Below are 18,942 nucleotides of genomic sequence, written 5' to 3'. Positions count from 1 at the left end.
ATCGCTGCCGAAGGAGGTCCGCCACCCGTGTCCGCGCTCTGGTCCTGGATCATTCTGGCCATCGCCGTCACCACCTCGGTGATCGTGGTGGAAGGAGGCCGCCGGCTGCTGGCCGGCCGGCTCTCCGCCCGATGGCCGGCGGTCGGCGCGGTGGCGCGGCGGTGCGCCGCGCCGTCGTTCGCGATGGCGGTCGTGATCAGCGCCAACGCCGCGATGCCGTTCCAGCTGCTGGGCGAGGGCGGCAGCGACGTGGTGCGGCACGCGCTGCGCATCGGCGCCATCGGCGCGACGACCTGGCTGGTACTGCGGGTCGCGTACGCGCTCACCGACCCGGCGCTCAACAAGCTGACCCGCATCGAGGGTGAGCGCAACCGGCGGGCGCGGCGGGCCAGGACCCAGATGATGCTGCTGCGGCGGATCGCCGCCGTGGTGATCGTGATCCTGGCGGTCGGCGCGGCGCTGTTCACCTTCCCGGCCGTGCGCGCGCTGGGCGCCGGGGTGCTGGCCTCGGCCGGCGTCGCGGGCCTGGTCGTCGGCATCGCGGCCCGGCCGACGCTGGGCAACCTGTTCGCCGGGCTGCAGCTGGCGTTCAGCGACGCGCTGCGCCTGGACGACGTCGTGGTGGTGCAGGGCCAGTGGGGCCGGGTCGAGGAGCTGACCCTGTCGTACGTGGTCGTCCACCTCTGGGACGACCGGCGGCTGATCCTCCCGGTGTCCTACTTCACCGAGCAGCCGTTCGAGAACTGGACGCGGCACAGCAGCCGCGTGCTCGGCACCGTCGTGATCCACATGGACTGGTCGGTCCCGGTCGAGGAGCTGCGGACCGAGGTGCACGCCTTCCTGCGCGAGAACCCGCTGTGGGACCGCCGCGAGTGGGTGCTAGAGGTCACCGACGTGCTGCCGAACGGGCTGGTGCAGGTGCGCGCGCTGATGAGCGCCGCCGACTCGGCCAGCGCGTGGGACCTGCGCTGCGACGTCCGCGAGCACCTGGTGCGGTACATCCGCGACAACCACCCCGAGGCGCTGCCGCGCTTCCGCACGGAACTCCCCGAGCCCCTCCTGACGCACGCCGACGACCGGTGAGAGGGGCTCGGGGCACCGCCGCGGTCAGGCCAGCTTGATCTGCCCGCCCTCGACCGTGATCTGCTTCTCCTCCAGCGGCTCGGTCGCGGGACCGGCGGCCACCGAGCCGTCGGCCACCTTGAACTTGCTGCCGTGGCAGGGGCAGTTGATCGTGCCGCCGGAGATCTCGTCGGTGTCGCACTTGCGGTGCGTGCAGACCGCGCTGAAGGCCTTGAACGTGCCCTGGGTCGGCTGGGTCACGACGATCTTCTGGGCCTTGACGAAAGTGCCGCCGCCGACCGGGACCGCGGACGTCTGGGCCAGCACCGTCCCGCCCCCCGTGCCGCCGCCGGAGCCTTCCCCGGCCCCGCCGCCCGAGCCCCCGCCCGAGCCGTCGCCGCCGGAGTCGTCATCGCCGCCGCAGGCCACCGCGAGGCCCGCGACGCCGGCGAGCCCGACCCCGATCAGCAGCCCGCGCCGGCTGCTCCCCGTGCCGGGATCCGTGCCGGGGTCCGCGGGGGCCGGCCTGCCGTCGACGTCCACGTTCTCCGCGTGCGGTGCGGGCTCCATCACCATGAATCTCGTCCTCCAGTGTCACGTTCGGTCTCTCTATCCTTCTCCCCTGTCACTGAGGAAAACGGCCGTGTCACACCGAAGGTTCAAATTCAAACGAGAAAGATTCCGTCTCCCTTGACCTGAACGGGAGACTCCGGCGGCGCGTCGGGGCGCCAGCGGCGACGCGCGGGGGCAGCGAGTTCCGGCTGAACCCGCCGACGGGACTCCTCTGATCAGGGCCGTTCGCCGGGGCAGTAACCGGGCGGGGGGCCGCCGACCACGATCCAGCCGATGACCAGCATGACGAGCAGGCAGCCCGCGGCGACCAGGATCCCGCCCCACACGATCGCCGGCAGCCCGCTCCTGCGCGCCAGCGCCGCCAGGCCGCCCGCCACCACCCCCACCGAGGGCATCACGACGAGCCCGGCCAAGCCCAGTAAGTTGAGAAAGAGCCGGCCGCCGGGCTCGAGTTCGGACCCGCAGCCGGCCCACGAAACCGCCATCCCGAGGTAGGCGACGGCGGCGGCCAGCAGCCCCGCCCCCGCCGAGCCCGCACCGATCGCGCAACCCGCCCTGCCACGTTCCTCCGCCATGCCTGGATCATTCTTGATCGCCCCCGGCGCCGGGGGACGACCCACGACATCGGACCTCTGAGACCAGGAAAACGGACTAGGAGAAGGCGGCCTGGTATTCGCTCATGGCGTCCAGGAGCCAGCGGGCCAGGTAGTCGGCGTACGAGGTGCGGACGAAGAGGCGGTAGTCGTGCGGGGCCGTCTGGTGCAGGATCACCTGGGCCTGGGCGAGAAGGGTCTGGGCGCAGTCGCCCGGCTTGAACGCGCGCGGGTGCAGGTCCAGGGCGCAGCCGTGGTTGAGGACGGCGCGGACGGCGGGGCCGGTCAGTTCCAGGACGGTGCGGGCGGCGGACACGTCCACGGCGGAGCCGCAGGTGCCGCCGCAGTCGCCGCCGAGCGCGCCGTGCAGGCCGGAGAGCAGGCCGGGCGCGCGGCCCGGGCGGTCGACGATCAGGTACCAGCCGGGGCCCAGCCACAGGACGTACGGGTCGCCCCCGCCGGTGGCGCGGGCCGCCGCGGGGATGTCGCACGACAGGAACTGGCCCACCCGGGGGCCGAACGAGTCGGCGTCCTCGTCGTCCAGGCGCAGCTCGACCTGGGACGGGAAGGGCAGCTCGTGCAGCCGGGCCGGTCCGCCGGTGCGGGCCAGCGCGCCGGAGAGGTGCTCGATCGCGCTTCTAGCCGTCACGGCGGCTCCCCTCCTTGTCGTAGAAGACGGGGTCGGTGACCTCGACGGGGACGGTCCGGTCCGCGGTGACGGCGTAGACGCGCTCGCCCGTGCGGGTGGCGCCGCCGGCGAGCAGGCCGAGGGCGAACGAGCCGACGGTGCCCCGGTAGGCGGAGGTGACGTGCCCCCGCATGGCGGTGGCGCCGGGGGCGTCGACGAGCTGGGCGCCCTCGGTGAGGACGACGTCGTCAAGCGGGCGGAGGCCGACCAGCCGCTTGCGGCCGGGCCGGGCGGTGTCGGGGCGGCGGAGGCTGCGGCGGCCGATCCAGTCGCCGTCGGCCGCGAGGGTCCAGGAGAGCCCGGCGTCGGCGGGGGTGACGGTGCCGTCGGTCTCCTGGCCGACGACGATGTAGCCCTTCTCCGCGCGCAGGACGTGCATGGTCTCGGTGCCGTAGGGGGTGGCGCCGGCGTTGACGACCGCCTCCCAGAGGGTGAGCCCGTGCCAGGACGGGACGTTGATCTCGTAGGCCGGCTCGCCGCTGTAGCTGATGCGGAAGACGCGGGCGGGGAGCCCGGCGACCCTGCCGGTGTGGACGCCCATGAACGGGAAGCGGGCGGGCAGGTCGGCGAGGGTGCCGAGCAGGTCGCGCGACCGCGGGCCGACGAGGGCGACGGTGGCCCACTGGTCGGTGACCGAGGTGCAGCGGACGCGCAGGCCGGGCCACTCGGTCTGGAGCCACTCCTCGATCCGGTCCAGGACGGCGCCCGCGTTGCCCGTGGTGGTGGTGAGGTGGAAGTGGTCGGAGCCGAGCCGCGCGACCACGCCGTCGTCGAAGATCATGCCGTCCGTGCCGCACATGACGCCGTACCGGCAGCGGCCCGTGCGCAGCGTGGAGAAACGGCCGGTGTAGAAACGGTCCAGGAACTCGCCGGCGTCCGGGCCCTGCACGTCGATCTTGCCGAGGGTGGACGCGTCGAGGGCGGCGGCGTCCTCGCGGGCGGCCCGGCACTCGCGCAGGACCGCGTCCTCCATGGACTCGCCCGGGCGCGGGTAGTACCAGGGCCGCTTCCAGTCGCCGACGTTCTCGAACAGCGCCCCGTGCTCCTCGTGCCAGGTGTGCATGGGGGTGCGGCGGACGGGGGCGAGGAGGGCGCCGCGGTCGCGGCCCGCCAGCAGGGCGAAGGTGATCGGCTCCACCGGCGGCCGCTGCGTGGTGACGCTCTCCTCGCCCAGCAGGCGGGCGGTGATGACGGCGGAGGTGCGGCCCTGGTCGGCGGCGGTGCCGATGGTGGTGAAGCGCTTGACGTGCTCACCGGACGTCAGGCCCGCCCCCGTGGCGCGCCACACGTCGGCGAGCGTGGCGTCCCGCTGGAAGTCGACGTAGATGCGGGCCGAGTCCTGCGGGGGCGGCGGCTCGGTGAAGGCTCCGGGCACGCCGCGGGCCCTGCCGACCACGCTCAGGTCGCCGCGGGCCCCTCCGTCGGGGACGAACCCGCCGTGCTCGGCGGACCACCGGGTGCGCCCGCCGGCCTGGCCGTACAGGTGCAGGTTGGGGTTCCAGCCGCCGGAGACCGCCAGCAGGTCGCAGGGCACCCGTTCGCCGCCGACGAGCACGGCGGTGAGCACCCCGTCGTCGCCGGCCTCGGTGCCGGTGACCGTCTCCCCGGCGCGGATCCGCCGGACGATCTCGACACCGGGCAGCTCGGGCTCCTCGTGGGTGGAGAAGACCACGGCGCGGCGGCCCGGCAGGACTCCGTAACGTTCGATGTACGCGGCGGCCGCGTGCGCCAGCATGATCCCCGGACGGTCGTTGCCGGGGAAGAGCACGGGACGTTCGAGCGCCCCGGTCGCCAGGACCGTCCGCCCGGCACGGATGTGCCACAGGCGCTGCCGGGCCATGTGGGCGGGCGCCCCGGCGAGGTGGTCGGTACGGCGTTCGACCGCGGTCAGCAGATCGTGGTCGTAGTAGCCGGTGACCGTCGTGCGGCGCAGGACGGTCAGCTCCCTGAACGGCCCGATCTCGGCGGCGGGCCGCGGCTGGTCGTCGGCCAGGATCACCCGGGCGCCGGCCTCGGCGGCGGCGCGGGCGGCGGCGACCCCGGACCGGCCGCCCCCGACCACCAGCACGTCGCAGTGCGCGTACGTCCGGTCGTAGCGGCTGGTGTCCGGGCGGCCGGCCAGGCGGCCCCGCCCCGCCAGCGGCACCGCCCGCAGGCCTTCGTGGACCTCGAGCCGGGTGGCCCGCACCATCGGTTCGCCGGGCCCCGACTCGACCTGGACGAAGGCGTTCGGCTCCTCGGCCCCGCAGCTGTAGACGCCGCGCGGCCGCCCGCTGTAGGGCCCGCGCGCCACGACGCGCACGCCATGGGCGAGCAGGGCGGAGGCGAGCGTGTCCCCCGGGTGCGCCTCGTAGGGGACGCCGTCGAAGGTGAACGTCACGCGCCGCGAGCGGTCGATGCGCGAGCCGCCCCGCGCCGTACGGAGGGAGCCGGTCATGGGGCCTCCTGGTCTGGACTGAGGAACGCAGGGAGCGCAGGGAGCGCAGGGAGCGCAGCGACGAGGGAAGGCCAGGAGGCCCCACGACCCGCCGGGCGCCAGCGCGGCAATGGACAGGTCATTCGGGGGCCTCCGGGAGGATCTCGTTGGTGACGGTGTGGCGGGTGACGCCGAACCATCGCCTGCACCCGGCGGCGTGCACCCAGCGCTCGGCGAACCAGCCCTTGGGGTTGTCGCGCATGAAGAGGTAACCGGCCCACGCGGCGTCGTCCAGCGACTCGGGCTCGGCCGGGAAGGTGATGCCCGCCTGTCCCCCGTACCGGAACTCGGTCTCGGGCCGGTCGCCGCACCACGGGCACGGAATCAGCAACATCGGCGGGCCCCTTCAGTGCGCCACGGCGGCGGCGCCGTGTTCGTCGATGAGCGCGCCGGTCGTGAACCGTTCCAGCGCGAACGGCTCGGCCAGCGGATGCGGGCGGCCGTGGGCGATCGTGTCGGCGTAGACGTGGCCGGCCCCCGGCGTGGCCTTGAACCCGCCGGTCCCCCACCCGCAGTTGATGAGGACGTTGCCGACCGGCGTGAGCCCGAGGATCGGCGAGGCGTCCGGGGAGACGTCCACGATGCCGCCCCACGTCCGCAGCACGTGGGCGCGCGCGAAGATCGGGAAGAGCTCGACCGCCGCCGCGATCTGGTGCTCGATGACGTGGAACGAGCCGCGCTGGCCGTAGCCGTTGAACGCGTCGATGCCCGCGCCCATGACCAGCTCGCCCTTGTGCGCCTGGCTCACGTACACGTGCACCGCGTTCGACATGACGACCGTGTCGAGCACGGGCTCCAGGAGCTCGGACACCAGCGCCTGCAGCGGGTGGCTCTGCAGCGGCAGGGGGATGCCGAGCTTGGCCGCCAGCACCGAGGTGTGCCCGGCGGCGCACAGCGCGACGCGTCCCGCGCCGATCGTGCCCCGCGACGTCTCGACCCCGGTCACGGAGCCGTCCGGTGCCCGCCGGAAGCCGGTGACCTCGCAGTTCTGGATGAGGTGCACGCCGCGCGCGTGGGCGCCGCGGGCGAAGGCCCAGGCGACGTGGTCGTGCTTGGCGATGCCGCCGCGGGGCTGGAACGTGCCGCCCAGGACCGGGAAACGGGGCGCGTCGCTGGTGTCCAGGATCGGCACCAGCTTCCTGATCTCGTCCGGGGTCAGCCATTCGGCGTCCACCCCGTTGAGCCGGTTGGCGTTGACGCGCCGCACGCCCTCGCGCACGTCCGGCAGGCTGTGCGCCAGGTTGAGCACGCCCCGCCGGCTGAACAGGACGTCGTAGCCGAGCTCCTCCTCCAAGCCCTCCCACAACTTCAGCGAGTGCTCGTAGATCGCGGCGCTCTCGTCCCACAGGTAGTTGGACCGGATGATCGTGGTGTTGCGGGCCATGTTGCCGCCGGCCAGCCAGCCGCGCTCCAGCACCGCCACGCTGGTGACGCCGTGCAGCGCGGCCAGGTAGTAGGCGGTGGCGAGGCCGTGCCCGCCCGCGCCCACGATCACCACGTCGTACGAGCCGTCCGGGGAGCGGTCCTCCCACAGGAAGCCGGGGTGCTCGAACGGTCTATCCACGCAGGCGCTCCATTCCGGGGTCGAACAGCGGCTCGGCCGCCACCACGGCGGGGATCCGCCGGTCGAAGTAGCCGATCTCGACGGTGGTGCCGGGCTCGGCCAGCGCGCCGGGCAGCCAGGCGTAGGCGATGCCGTGCCCGACGGTGTGGCCCCAGGCCGCGCTGGTGACGTAGCCGACGGGCGCGCCGGCGGCGTACACCGGTTCCTTGCCCATCACCGTCTCGTCGAGGGTGAGGCAGGTGAGCCGCCGCGACGGCTCCGGCGCGGCGCCGGTCGCGGCGGGCTCGCCGGCGCCGCCGCGGACGGCGAAGCCGAGCCCGGCCTCGTACGGGTCGTGCTCGCTGGTCATGTCGACGCCGTAGGAGCGGTAGCCCTTCTCCAGCCGCAGGCTGTTGAACGCGGCGCGCCCGGCGGCGATGATCCCGTGTTCGCGCCCCGCGTCCCACAGCGTGTCCCAGAGCTTGAGCCCCATGTCGGCCGGGCACGACAGCTCCCAGCCCAGCTCGCCCACGTACGACACGCGCAGCGCGGTCACCGGCACCGTGCCGACGAACGTCCGGCGGCACCGGAAGTAGCGGAACGCCTCGTCGGAGAGGTCGTCCTCGGTCAGCGGCTGGACGACGTCGCGCGCCCGCGGCCCCCACACGCCGACGCAGCACGTCCCCGCCGTCACGTCGCGGACCACGACGTCGCCGGGCGCGAGCCGGGTCAGCAGGTCGGCGTCGAGCACGGAGTTGGCGCCGACCACGAACTCGGTCCCGCCCAGCCGCGCGACCGTGACGTCGCTCAGGACGCCGCCGTGCTCGTCGAGCATCAGGCAGTACGTGACGGCGCCGGCGGGCCGTCCCACCCGCCCGGTCGTCACGCGCCGGAGGAAGGCGGCCGCGCCGGGGCCGCTCACCTCGATCCGCTTGAGCGCCGTCATGTCGTACAGCGCGACCCGCTCGCGCGTCACCTGGGCCTCGGCGCCGGCGATCGGCGACCAGTGGCGCGCCGCCCAGTCGCCCGGCTCGGGAACGTCGCGGCCCTCTTCGGCCAGGAGCGGCGCGTTGGCCGCGTACCACTGCGGCCGTTCCCAGCCCATCGCCTCCAGGAAGACCGCGCCGAGCTCGCGCTGCCGCGGGTGGAACGGGCTGGTGCGCAGCGGCCGCGGAGCCTCCATGGGCTGCAGCGGATGGATGATGTCGTAGACCTCGGTGTAGTTCCGGCAGCCGCGGGCGAGCACGTACGCGGGGCCGGTCTGGTGTTCCTCGAAGCGCCCGATGTCGCACTCGCGCGGCGGCGTGACGGGCCGTTCGCCGGTCATCCACTCCGCGACGGCCCGCGCGACCCCCGCCGAGTGCGTGATCCAGACGGCCTCGGCGACCCAGAGCCCGTCCACGTCGCGCGAGGGCCCCAGGAGCGGCAGGTTGTCGGGCGTGAACGAGAACAGCCCGTTGAAGCCGTCCTCGATCTCCGCCTCGCGCACCGCGGGGAAGATCCGCCGGGTCTCGTGCCACGCCCCGGCGAAGTCGTCCTCGGTGAAGGGGGCGAGCGCGTCGGCGCCCAGCTTGCCGGCCGGCACCGGGAGCGGCCGGTGCCGGTAGTTGCCGATGGCGAGCCGGTCGAACCGTTCGCGGAAGTAGAGGCCGGCGTCCTGGTGCCGCAGGATCGGGTGCCGCACCTCGCTTCCGGCGCCGGCCAGCGGCGCCAGCGGGCCGGTGAACGCGAGCTGGTGGGCGAGCGGCGTCAGCGGCAGCGTCAGGCCCGCCATCCGCATGATCTTCGGCCCCCAGATCCCGGCGCAGCACACCACGAGATCGGCCGCGATCTCCCCCTCGGAGGTGACCACGCCCGTGACGCGGCCGCCCCGCACCACCAGGTCGAGGACCTCGTGCCCGCCCTTGAACACCGCGCCGCGCTCGCGGGACGCCGCGGCCTGGAGCGCGGCGGCGTCGACCGCTCGCGCCACCCCGTCGGCGGGAAGGTGCAGCCCGCCCAGCACCCGGTCCCGGTCGACCAGCGGATGCAGGCGGGCGCACTCGTCCGGGCCGACGACCCGCGCGCCGATCCCCCACGACGTCGCCCAGCCCTGCCGCCGGTACAGCTCGGCGAGCCGGTCCGGGGTACAGGCCAGCTCCAGCCCGCCGACGCGGTCGAACGCGCCGAGCGCGGAGTACTTCTCGACGGTGTACGCGGCGAACTCGGCCATCGCCTTGACCGGGTTGGTCTGGAAGACCAGGCCGGGGGCGTGCGAGGTGGAGCCGCCGGTCGCGAACAGCGGCCCCTGGTCCAGGACGGTGACGTCGCTCCAGCCGCGCCGGGTCAGCTCGTCGGCGGTGGCGCAGCCGACGATCCCGGCTCCGACGATGACGACGCGAGGGGTCACGGGACGTCCCTCACTTCGGGATCCAGGCCTGCCACCTGGCCTTGTTGGCGTTGACCCACTTCTCGGCCGCCTGCTCGGCGGTCATGGAGTTGTTGGTCATGTCGTTGGCGACGCCGTTCTGGTCCTCGTTGGTCCAGCTGAAGTTCTTGACCAGCTGGTAGGCCTTGCCGCCCGAGTCCCTGAACTTCGTGCTGACGATCTTGTCGAGGTCCATCTCGGGGTAGTCGCAGGCCACCTTCTTGGGGTCGGCGTCGCAGCCCTCCTTGTACGGGGGCAGCTTGACCCGCGAGAGCTTGATCTTCGAGAACAGCCAGTGCGGGTCCCAGAAGTAGAAGAGCAGCGGCTTCTGCTGCGCCTCCGACTGCTGCGCCGACTTGATGAGCGTCGCCTCGCTGCCGCCGACGACGACCTTGTAGTCGAGCTTGAGGTTGGTGATGAGCGCCTTCTCGTTGCTCACGTACGAGGGGTCGCCGAAGAGCAGCTGGCCCTTGTCGCCCGACTCGGAGGTCCGGAACACGCCGGCGTACTTGTTGAGGTTCTTCCAGTCGGTGATGCCCGGGTATCTGGTCTCCATCCAGGACGGCACGTACCACCCGATGACGCCCTTGTTGCCGGTGGAGCCGGCGACGGTGGCGACCTTCTTCTCGTCGATGTACTTCTTCTTGAGGTCCGGGTGGCCCCAGTTCTCGATGATGACGTCGACCTCGCCGGACTCGAAGCCCTGCCAGGCGACCTCCTCCTTGAGGGTCTTCTTCTGGACCTTGTAGCCGAGTTCCTTGTCCAGCAGGTGGGCGACGACGGCCGCGGACGCCTCGTACCCGACCCACGGGTTGATGGCGATGTTGACGAACCCGCCGCCCTTCTCGCCGCCGCCCTCGTCGTCCACCGTGGCCCCGCCGCACCCCGCCAGCGCCAGGCAGAGCGCGGCGCCCGCGGCGATGACCGGGCCGACCCTGGTCAGCTTCATTCTGCGACTCCTCTCGTCAGGCCTTGCGCGCGGCTCGGAACTCGTCGGAACGGGCGCCCGCGCCCTGGGTGATGCGGTCGAGCATGATCCCGAGCAGCACGGTCGCGAGCCCCGCCGCCAGCCCCATGCCGAAGTCCTCGAGCTGGGAGAATCCGGACACCACGTCGTAGCCGAGCGCCCCGGCCCCGACCAGGCCGCCGACCACCACCATCGCCAGGACCATGACGATGCCCTGGTTGGCCGCCAGCAGCAGGGCCCGCCGGGCCATCGGCAGCTGCACCTTCCACAGCAGCTGGCGGGGCGTGGACCCGGCCGCCGTCGCCGCCTCGACCACGGTCGGCGAGACGTTGCGGACGCCGTCCTCGACCAGCCTGATCACCGGTGGCACGGCGTAGATCACCGCGGCGACGATCGCGGTGAACCGGCCCGCGCCGAACAGCGCCAGCGCGGGCAGCAGGTAGACGAACGACGGCATCGTCTGGGCGGCGTCCAGCACCGGGCGCTGGAGCGCCGCGTACGGCCGCGACCGCGCCGCCGCCACGCCCAGCGCCACGCCGATCAGCAGCGTGAGGACGACCGCGACGAGCACCGCCGCCAGCGTCTGCATGCTGTGCTCCCACTGGCCCAGGCCCGCGATGGCCAGCAGGCCGGCACCGGCGACGAGCGCCGGGAGGGGTCCGCTGACGCGGTGGGCGAGCAGCACGACCGCCACCACCATCAGCCACCACGGGCTGGAGGTCAGCAGGTCCTGCAGCGGGTTGAGGAGGAGCTCGGTGGCGGCGTTCTTGACGGCGTCGGTCACCGCGTAGAGGTTCGTCTCCAGCCACTGGACCACGTCGTTGGCGTACGGCGCGAAGCGGAACTCCAGCCCTTCCGGGAATTCGGCGGGCAGGATCCGGGCGAGGACCACGCCGGCGACGGCGACCGCGCCGCCCGCCGCGAGCACCAGCCGCCGGCGGCGGGGATCGGGCGCGCGGCCGGTCCCGGCGTGCTGGGCCGCCTCGGCGCGGCGGCTCGCGCCCATGGTGAGCCGGTCGAGCACGATCGCCAGGACCACCACCGCGAGCCCGGCGTCGAAGGCCATGCCGACGTTGATGCGCTCCAGCCCCTGAACGATGGTCTCGCCGAGCCCGGGGCCGTCGATCAGCGCGGTGATGACCACCATCGACAACGCCAGCATGATGGTCTGGTTGACGGCGAGCGCGAGCGTCGGCCGGGCCATCGGCAGCTGCACTTTGCGCAACGTCTGCCAGCGGGTGGAGCCGAGGGCCACCGACGCCTCGACCGTCTCGGCGGGAACGTTCCTGATGGCCAGGGCGGTGATCCGGATGGTCGCCGGGACGGCGTAGATCATCGTCACCACGGTGGCCGCCGCCGGGCCGATGAGGAAGAAGAGCGTGAGCGGCGCCAGGTAGGCGAACGCCGGCATGATCTGCATGACGTCCAGCACCGGGTCGAAGGCGTGGCGCACCCGGTCGGAGCGGCCCGCCAGCACGCCCAGCGGGACGCCGGCGGCCAGCGAGAGCAGCACCGCGGTGACGGTGAGCGCGAGGGTGTCGACGCTCTCGTCCCACAACCCGAGCACGCCGAAGCTCAGCACGCCCGCGACCGCGAGGAGCGCCGCCCGCCGGCCGGCGAACACCAGGCCGAGCGCCCCGGCGATCGCGGTGAGGCCGGGCCAGCCGGTGAAGACCAGCAGCGAGCGCAGGGCCTCGAACAGGTTCCCGATGAAGAGCCGGACGTAGTTGACCACGTAGAGGAAGAGCGGGCTGGAGTTGCGGTTGTCGTCCACCCATTCGCGCACGTCGGTCAGGAACCGGAACGTGCGGTGCTCCTCGTCGTGCGCCAGCACCCACTGGCCGCGGAACGCCAGGTAGGCGACGGCGAGCAGGACCACCGCCGTCACCTCGGCGGCGCCGCGCGGGACGCGGACCGCCGTCCGGCGCGCCAGCTGGACGCCCGTCACCCGGCCACCTCCCCGGCGTCCGCCGGCCGTCCGGCCTCGCCCGTCTCGGCCACGACCGCCAGGACCGCGTCCCGGTCGACGACGCCGTCCATCTCGCCGCCGGTGACGACCCGCACCGGGCCGTCCGCCTCCATCACCGCCCGGACGGCGTCGCGGACCAGCGTCGATCCCGGCAGATCGGGCCCGCCGGCGCCCTCCCCCGGACCGGCGGGGCGCGCCAGCCAGCGCAACGTCAGGACGTTGGCCTTGGCGATGTCGCGGGTGAAGTCGGCGACGTAGCCGTCCGCGGGCGCGCCGACGAGCTGCTCGGGGGTGCCCGTCTGCACGATCGCACCGTCGCGCATGATGGCGATGCGGTCGCCGAGCTTGAGCGCCTCCGCCAGGTCGTGGGTGATGAACACCAGGGTCTTGCCGACCTCCCGGTGCAGGCGGATCACTTCGTTCTGCATGTCGCGCCTGATGAGCGGGTCGAGCGCGCTGAACGGCTCGTCGAACAGCAGCACGTCGGGGTCCACCGCCAGCGCCCGCGCCAGCCCGACCCGCTGCTGCATGCCGCCCGACAGCTGCTCGGGGTACGCGCCGTCGTAGCCGTCCAGCCCGACCAGGCCGATGATCTCCCTGGCCCGCGCGTGCCGCCGTTCCCTGCCGATGCCCTGGATCTCCAGCCCGTAGGCGACGTTGTCGATGACCCGGCGGTGCGGCAGCAACCCGAAGTGCTGGAACACCATCGCGATCCGGTGCCGCCGGATCTCGCGGAGCTCGCGCGGCGAGGCGCGCGACATGTCGTCGCCGCCGATGACCACCTCGCCCGCGGTCGGCTCGACCAGCCGGGCCAGGCACCGCACCAGCGTGGACTTGCCGCTGCCCGACAGGCCCATCACGACGAACACCTCGCCCGGCGCCACGTCGAAGCCGACGTCGCGCACCGCCGCCGTGCAGCCGGTCCGCTCCCGCAGCTCGGCCCGCGGCAGGTCGGCGTCGGGAGTGCCGAGGAGCTTGCCGGCGTTCGGGCCGAAGATCTTCCAGAGCCCGCGCACGGAGATCATCGCCTCGTCCGATGGCGTGGTCGCGGCCGGAGTCCCGGTGTCGGCGGTGCCCGGGCTGCGAGCTGTCATGTCACTCCATCGTGGTCGAGGTCCGGTCGCGGTCAGCCTCCGAACCAGCGCTGGGGGCGCGGGCGGGTGTTGTGCCAGATGTGCTTGGTCTCCTGGTACTCGGCCAGCCCCGAGGGGCCCAGCTCGCGGCCGACGCCGGACTGCTTGAAGCCGCCCCACTCGGCCTGCGGGACGTAGGGGTGGTAGTCGTTGATCCAGACCGTGCCGAGCCTCAGGCGGGCCGCGACCCGCCGGGCCAGGTCGGTGTCGCGCGTCCACACCGCGCCCGCCAGCCCGTAGATCGAGTCGTTGGCGAGCCGGACCGCCTCGTCCTCGGTCACGAAGATCTCGACGGTGAGCACCGGGCCGAACGACTCCTCCTGGACCACGCGCATGCCGCTCATGCAGTCGTCGAGGATGGTCGGCCGGTAGAAGTGGCCGTCGCGCAGCCCGGGGTCGCCGGGCCGCCCGCCGCCGCAGCGCAGCGTGGCGCCCTCGGCCAGCCCGGCCGCGACGTACGCCTCCACCTTGGCCAGGTGGCGCGCCGAGATGAGCGGGCCCGCCTCGGCCTCCGGGTCGAACGGCCCGCCGAGCCGGATGCGGTCCGCGCGCGCGACCAGCTCGCCGACGAACTCGTCGTGCAGGTCGCGGTGGACCAGCAGCCGGGCACCGGCCGAGCAGACCTGGCCCGAGTGCAGGAAGACCGCGGTGAGCGCCAGGTCGAGCGCCGCGGCGAGGTCGGCGTCGGGGAAGACGATGTTGGGGTTCTTGCCCCCGAGCTCGAGCGCGACCTTCTTGACGGTGCCCGCGGCCGACGCCATCACCGCGCGGCCGGTGACCAGCCCGCCGGTGAACGAGACGAGGTCGACCCCGGGGTGCCCGACCAGCGGGGCGCCCGCGTCCGGCCCGGCGCCGAGGACCAGGTTGGCGGCGCCCTCGGGCAGGCCGGCCTCGATGAGCGTCCGCATGAGCAGGATCGCGGTCGAGGGCGTCAGCTCGCTCGGCTTGAGCACGAACGTGTTGCCCGCGGCCAGCGCCGGCGCGACCTTCCAGGCGGCCTGCAGCAGGGGGTAGTTCCACGGCGTGATCAGGGCGCAGACGCCGGCCGGCTCGCGCACCACGTGGCTGAAGACGTCGTCGCGGCCGGTGTCTGCGACGCGGCCGTCGTCACCGGACACGCAGATCCCGGCGTAGTACCGGAAGACGGCGATCACGTCCGCGACGTCGGCTTCGCTCTCCACGGCGCGCTTGCCGGTGTCCAGCGACTCGGCGCGGGCGATCTCGAACCTGTCGCGTTCCAGGATCTCCGCGACCCGCAGCAGCAGCACGCCGCGCTCGGTCGCCGGGGTGCGCGGCCAGGGCCCGTCGTCGAACGCCCGGCGGGCGGCGAGCACGGCGGCCGCGGCCTCGGCGGGACCGGCCTCGTCCACGGTGGCCACGGCCGTGCCGTCGGCGGGACAGACGATCTCGCGCCGGTCCCCCTTGTCGGAGCCGACCCAGCGCCCGCCGATGTGGAGATCCGGCACGTCGTCCCTCGCCGCCCGTCGCCCAGTGCGCGAGGCAAGTTGCCTATTTCGCAACAAGTCTCGCTATGGGCAAGAATGAAAGCCCCGGGCAGCGGTTACGTCAAGGGGTCGGCGGCCGCGTCACGGCGTCCAGCCCAGCCGGCGCGAGATCTCGTCCGCCGCCCGGCACACCGCCGACGCCACCGCGGGGATACGGTCCGCGGGCAGCCGGAAGCTCGGCCCCGACCCGCTCACGGTGGCCGTGACCTCCCCCCGCGCGTCGCGCACCGGCGCGGCGATGGCGGTCAGCCCGAACTCCAGCTCGTCCACCGCGGTGGCGTAACCGCGGTCGCGGACGGCGGCCAGCTCGTCCTCGAGCGCGCCGCGGTCGGTGACGGTGCGTTCGGTGAGGCGTTCCAGCGGGCACGCGAGGTGGTCGGCCAGCCGGTCGGGCGGCAGGTGCGCCAGCAGGACCTTGCCGTTGGAGGTGGCGTGCGTCGGCAGGCGCCTGCCCACCCAGTTCTTGGGCTGGAGCGTCGACGGCCCGGCGACCTGGTCGACGTACAGCACCTCGTGCCCCGACAGCAGCGTGAGGTTGACGGTCTCGCCGATCTGCGCGGCCAGCTCACGGCACACCGGGCGCCCGATCTGCACGACGTCCATGCGCGCCGTGGTCGCGCCCGCCAGCCGCACGATGCCGAGGCCGAGCCGGTACTTGCCGCGTTCGCCGTCCTGCGTCACCAGGTCGCGGTGCTCCAGCGCCGAGACCAGCCGGAACGCGGTGGACTTGTGCACGCCGAGCTCGGCGGCGATCTGGGTGACGCCCGCCTCGCCGTCCCGCGCGAGGATCTCCAGGACGGTGACGGCCCGGTCCACCGACTGCACGGTCACCGGCCCCTCGCGGGCGGGACTGTTGCCCATGGGGGAACGGTACCTCAGGGGTGATCGAGCGGCGGCAGCGGCGTGTCGCCCAGGATCAGGTCGGCGGACTTCTCCGCGACCATCATGACGGGGGCGTAGATGTTGCCGTTGGTGATGGAGGGCATGACCGAGGCGTCGACGGCGCGCAGCCCGTCCAGCCCGTGCACGCGCATGGTGAGCGGGTCGACGACCGCCATCGCGTCGGTGCCCATGCGCGCGGTGCACGACGGGTGCAGGGCGGTCTCACCGTCGCGCGCCACCCAGTCGAGGATCTGCTCATCCGTCTCCACCTCCGGGCCCGGCGACAGCTCGCCTCCGTTGTAGGGCGCGAGCGCGGGCCGGCTCAGGATGTGCCGGGCGGCGCCGATCGCCTCGACCCACTCGCGCCGGTCCCTCTCGGTCGACAGGTAGTTGAAGCGCAGCGCCGGGTGCTCGCGCGGATCGTTCGAACGGATCTTCACGGTGCCGCGCGCGTCGGAGTACATCGGGCCGACGTGCACCTGGTAGCCGTGCCCGCCCGCCGGCGCCGTGCCGTCGTAGCGGATGGCGATCGGCAGGAAGTGGAACATCAGGTTGGGGTAGGCGACGTCGTCGTTGCTCCGCACGAAGCCGCCGCCCTCGAAGTGGTTGGAGGCGCCCGGCCCGGACCGCAGGAAGAGCCATCGCGCGCCGATGAACGGCCGCCGCCACATCTTGAGGGCCGGGGCCATCGAGACCGGCTCCTTGCAGGCGTACTGGACGTACACCTCGAGATGGTCCTGGAGGTTCTCGCCGACCCCCGGAAGGTCGCTGACGGGCCGGATGCCGAGCGCGCGCAGCTCCGCCGCGTCACCGACGCCGGAGAGCTGGAGCAGCTGCGGGGTGTTGATCGCACCGCCGCACAGGATCACCTCCCCGGCCCGTACGCGCAGCGGTGCCCGGCCGCGCCCCCGGGTGAACTCCACGCCGACGGCCCGCCTGCCCTCGAAGAGCACGCGGTGCACGAACGCGCCGGTCGCGACCGTCAGGTTCGGCCGGTCCCTGACCGGGTGCAGGTAGGCGCCGGCCGCGCTGAGGCGGCGGCCCCGGCGGATGGTGCGGTCGAACGGGCCGAAACCCTCCTGGCTGCGGCCGTTGACGTCGTCGGTACGCGGATGTCCCGCCTGCCGGGCCGCCTCGAAGAACGCCCCGAAGAGCGGGTTGTCGGCGGGCCCGGTCTCCAGGACGATCGGGCCGGAGCCGCCGCGCAGCTCGCCGCCCTCCAGGCGGTGCTCCATCTTCTGGAAGTAGGGCAGGCAGTGGGCGTAGTCCCAGGTCTGCATGCCGGGGCCGGCGGCCCAGCGGGCGTAGTCGAGCGGGTTGCCGCGCTGGAAGATCATCCCGTTGATGCTGCTGGAGCCGCCGAGCACCTTGCCGCGCGCGTGGTAGATCCGGCGGCCGTTCATGTGCGGCTCGGGCTCCGACTCGTACCGCCAGTCGTAGAAGCGGCTGCCGATCGGGAACGTCAGCGCGGCGGGCATGTGGATGAACACGTCCCACGGGTGGTCGGGCCGCCCCGCCTCCAGCACCAGCACGCGGTTGCCCGGGTCGGCGCTGAGCCGGTTGGCCAGCGCGCAGCCCGCCGAGCCGCCGCCGACGATGACGAAGTCGTACATGCCGTCCTCCAGCCCCGGCCTAGTCGCCCAGCTCGGTGCGGCGGCGGGCCACGTAGGCGGCGAGCTCGGCGCCTACCGCGTCGTCCAGCGGCGGCGGCTCGTACTCCTCGATGCGGGTCCGCGCGATCACGGCGGCACGTGCGGCCGCGTCGTGGGCGCCGTTCTTCGTCCAGCGCTCGTAGTTCTGCGAGGACGACAGGAACGGGCGGTAGAAGCAGGTCCGGAACCGTTCCATCGTGTGGGCGGCGCCGAGGAAGTGCCCGCCGTGGCCGACCTCCTCGTGCGCGCCGAACGCCAGCGACGCCTCGTCGATCTCCAGCGGCGTGAACTCCTGCTGGAGCATGTCGAGGAGCTGCAGGTCGATGACGAACTTCTCGTACGAGGCGACGAGACCGCCCTCCAGCCACCCGGCGGCGTGCATCACCCAGTTGGCGCCGGCCAGGAAGGTCGGGAGCATCGTCATCAGCCCCTCGTAGGCGGCCTGCGCGTCCGGCGTCTGGGAGGACGTGAGCGATCCGCCGGAGCGGAACGGCAGCCCGAAGTGCCGCGCGATCTGCCCGGTGCACAGCAGCCCGGTCGCCGACTCGGGCGTGCCGAAGCACGGCGAGCCCGACTGCATGTCGATGTTGGACAGGAACGAGCCGAAGATCACCGGGGTGCCGGGCCGGATGAGCTGCGACAGCGCGATGCCCGCGAGCGCCTCGGTGATCTGCTGAACCAGCGCCGACGGCACGGTCACCGGCGACATCGCCCCCATGAGCAGGAACGGGGTGAGCACGACCGGCTGGCCCGCGGCGCTGTACTCGAACTGCGCGTCCAGCATGCGCTCGTCCCAGCGCAGCGGCGAGTTGCAGTTGACGAGCGAGATCGTGACCGGCGTCTCCTCGATGGCCGCGCGGCCGCCGAAGAGGATCGCCGACATCTCCAGGGTGTCGCGGGCGTTCTCGCCCGACACCACGTTGCCCATGTAGACGCGGTCGGTGAGGGTCTGCAGCGCGTGGACCATGTCCAGATGCCGCGAGTCCAGCGGCGCGTCGTTCGGCTCGCAGATCACTCCCCCGGCCGAGTCGAGCGACGGCGCGGTCTGGGTCAGCATCGCCAGCCGCCGGAAGTCGTCCATCGTCGCGTCGCGCCGCACCTCGCCCTCGCGGATGAACGGCGGGCCGTAGACGGCGCCGAACGCCATGTGGTCGCCGCCGATGTGCAGCGACCGGGCCGGGTTGCGGGCCCGGACGTCGAACTCGCGCGGCGCCTTGGCCACCTGTTCGAGGACGAAGTCGGGGTCGGGCCGGACGACCTCGCCCTCGACCGGCTGACCCGCCCGCTTGAAGAGCGCGAGGGCCCGGGGGGAGGCGAACTCCACCCCGACCTCGGTCATCAGGCGGCGCCAGCCGGAGTCGAGGACGGCCATCGCGTCCGGCGAGAGGATCTCGTAGCGCGGCATCCGGTTGACGAACATCCCGGCTCCCCTCGCGGTGGGGCTGAGGGTGCGCTGTGGGAGTGATCCGCACCCCTTGACGGCGTTCCGCGG

General features: G+C 73.3%; 15 protein-coding genes. 1 reads left to right on the top strand and 14 read right to left on the bottom strand.

The window, feature by feature from the left end:
• The first annotated feature begins 27 nt into the window (after positions 1–27).
• Positions 28–1,083 (top strand): mechanosensitive ion channel domain-containing protein, encoded by a 1,056-nt coding sequence (locus tag ABZ810_RS24235; RefSeq protein WP_358406682.1) that lies wholly within the window; start codon positions 28–30, stop codon positions 1,081–1,083.
• Positions 1,084–1,107: 24 nt separating this feature from the next.
• Here ABZ810_RS24235 and ABZ810_RS24230 read toward each other — a convergent pair whose 3' ends face one another.
• The 14 genes from ABZ810_RS24230 to ABZ810_RS24165 all read right to left on the bottom strand — a co-directional run bounded on the left by ABZ810_RS24230 (position 1,108) and on the right by ABZ810_RS24165 (position 18,870).
• Positions 1,108–1,638, bottom strand: a complete 531-nt coding sequence (locus tag ABZ810_RS24230; protein ID WP_358406680.1) for a Rieske (2Fe-2S) protein — start codon at positions 1,636–1,638, stop codon at positions 1,108–1,110.
• A gap of 212 nt (positions 1,639–1,850) precedes the next feature.
• Positions 1,851–2,210, bottom strand: coding sequence for a hypothetical protein (locus tag ABZ810_RS24225; RefSeq protein ID WP_358406678.1), 360 nt, complete (start codon positions 2,208–2,210; stop codon positions 1,851–1,853).
• A gap of 76 nt (positions 2,211–2,286) precedes the next feature.
• Positions 2,287–2,877 carry a sarcosine oxidase subunit gamma family protein gene (locus tag ABZ810_RS24220; protein WP_358406676.1) on the bottom strand — a complete coding sequence of 197 codons (591 nt, stop codon included), beginning with the start codon at positions 2,875–2,877 and terminating at the stop codon, positions 2,287–2,289.
• Positions 2,867–5,353 carry a 2Fe-2S iron-sulfur cluster-binding protein gene (locus tag ABZ810_RS24215; RefSeq protein ID WP_358406673.1) on the bottom strand — a complete coding sequence of 829 codons (2,487 nt, stop codon included), beginning with the start codon at positions 5,351–5,353 and terminating at the stop codon, positions 2,867–2,869. The genes ABZ810_RS24220 and ABZ810_RS24215 overlap by 11 nt, the downstream gene beginning before the upstream one ends.
• A gap of 118 nt (positions 5,354–5,471) precedes the next feature.
• Complete coding sequence (locus tag ABZ810_RS24210) at positions 5,472–5,726, bottom strand: sarcosine oxidase subunit delta (protein WP_358406670.1); 255 nt, start codon at positions 5,724–5,726, stop codon at positions 5,472–5,474.
• A 12-nt stretch (positions 5,727–5,738) separates the two neighbouring features.
• On the bottom strand, positions 5,739–6,956 hold the full coding sequence (locus tag ABZ810_RS24205; RefSeq protein ID WP_358406667.1) for a sarcosine oxidase subunit beta family protein: 1,218 nt from the start codon (positions 6,954–6,956) through the stop codon (positions 5,739–5,741).
• Positions 6,949–9,324, bottom strand: a complete 2,376-nt coding sequence (locus ABZ810_RS24200) for an FAD-dependent oxidoreductase (RefSeq protein ID WP_358406665.1) — start codon at positions 9,322–9,324, stop codon at positions 6,949–6,951. The genes ABZ810_RS24205 and ABZ810_RS24200 overlap by 8 nt, the downstream gene beginning before the upstream one ends.
• Positions 9,325–9,334: 10 nt before the next feature.
• Entirely contained in the window at positions 9,335–10,291 is a 957-nt protein-coding gene (locus ABZ810_RS24195; RefSeq protein ID WP_358406662.1) for an ABC transporter substrate-binding protein, read from the bottom strand.
• A 16-nt stretch (positions 10,292–10,307) separates the two neighbouring features.
• Positions 10,308–12,257, bottom strand: coding sequence for an ABC transporter permease subunit (locus ABZ810_RS24190; RefSeq protein WP_358406660.1), 1,950 nt, complete (start codon positions 12,255–12,257; stop codon positions 10,308–10,310).
• Positions 12,254–13,303: a glycine betaine/L-proline ABC transporter ATP-binding protein gene (locus ABZ810_RS24185; RefSeq protein ID WP_358407058.1), complete on the bottom strand. Its 1,050-nt coding sequence runs from the start codon at positions 13,301–13,303 to the stop codon at positions 12,254–12,256. Before ABZ810_RS24185 ends, ABZ810_RS24190 begins: the two co-directional genes overlap by 4 nt.
• 101 nt (positions 13,304–13,404) lie before the next feature.
• On the bottom strand, positions 13,405–14,877 hold the full coding sequence (locus ABZ810_RS24180; RefSeq protein ID WP_358406658.1) for an aldehyde dehydrogenase family protein: 1,473 nt from the start codon (positions 14,875–14,877) through the stop codon (positions 13,405–13,407).
• Positions 14,878–14,997: 120 nt separating this feature from the next.
• Positions 14,998–15,777 carry an IclR family transcriptional regulator gene (locus ABZ810_RS24175; protein ID WP_358406655.1) on the bottom strand — a complete coding sequence of 260 codons (780 nt, stop codon included), beginning with the start codon at positions 15,775–15,777 and terminating at the stop codon, positions 14,998–15,000.
• Positions 15,778–15,791: 14 nt separating this feature from the next.
• Positions 15,792–17,411, bottom strand: a complete 1,620-nt coding sequence (gene betA, locus ABZ810_RS24170; RefSeq protein ID WP_358406653.1) for a choline dehydrogenase — start codon at positions 17,409–17,411, stop codon at positions 15,792–15,794.
• Positions 17,412–17,430: 19 nt separating this feature from the next.
• Positions 17,431–18,870, bottom strand: a complete 1,440-nt coding sequence (locus ABZ810_RS24165) for a trimethylamine methyltransferase family protein (RefSeq protein ID WP_358406651.1) — start codon at positions 18,868–18,870, stop codon at positions 17,431–17,433.
• Between the last annotated feature and the right edge of the window lie 72 nt (positions 18,871–18,942).

The sequence above is a fragment of the Spirillospora sp. NPDC047279 genome, from assembly GCF_040643285.1.
Lineage (GTDB): Bacteria > Actinomycetota > Actinomycetes > Streptosporangiales > Streptosporangiaceae > Spirillospora.
The sequence above is the reverse complement of the archived record's forward strand: the minus strand, read 5'-3'. Positions and strand labels throughout refer to the sequence as shown.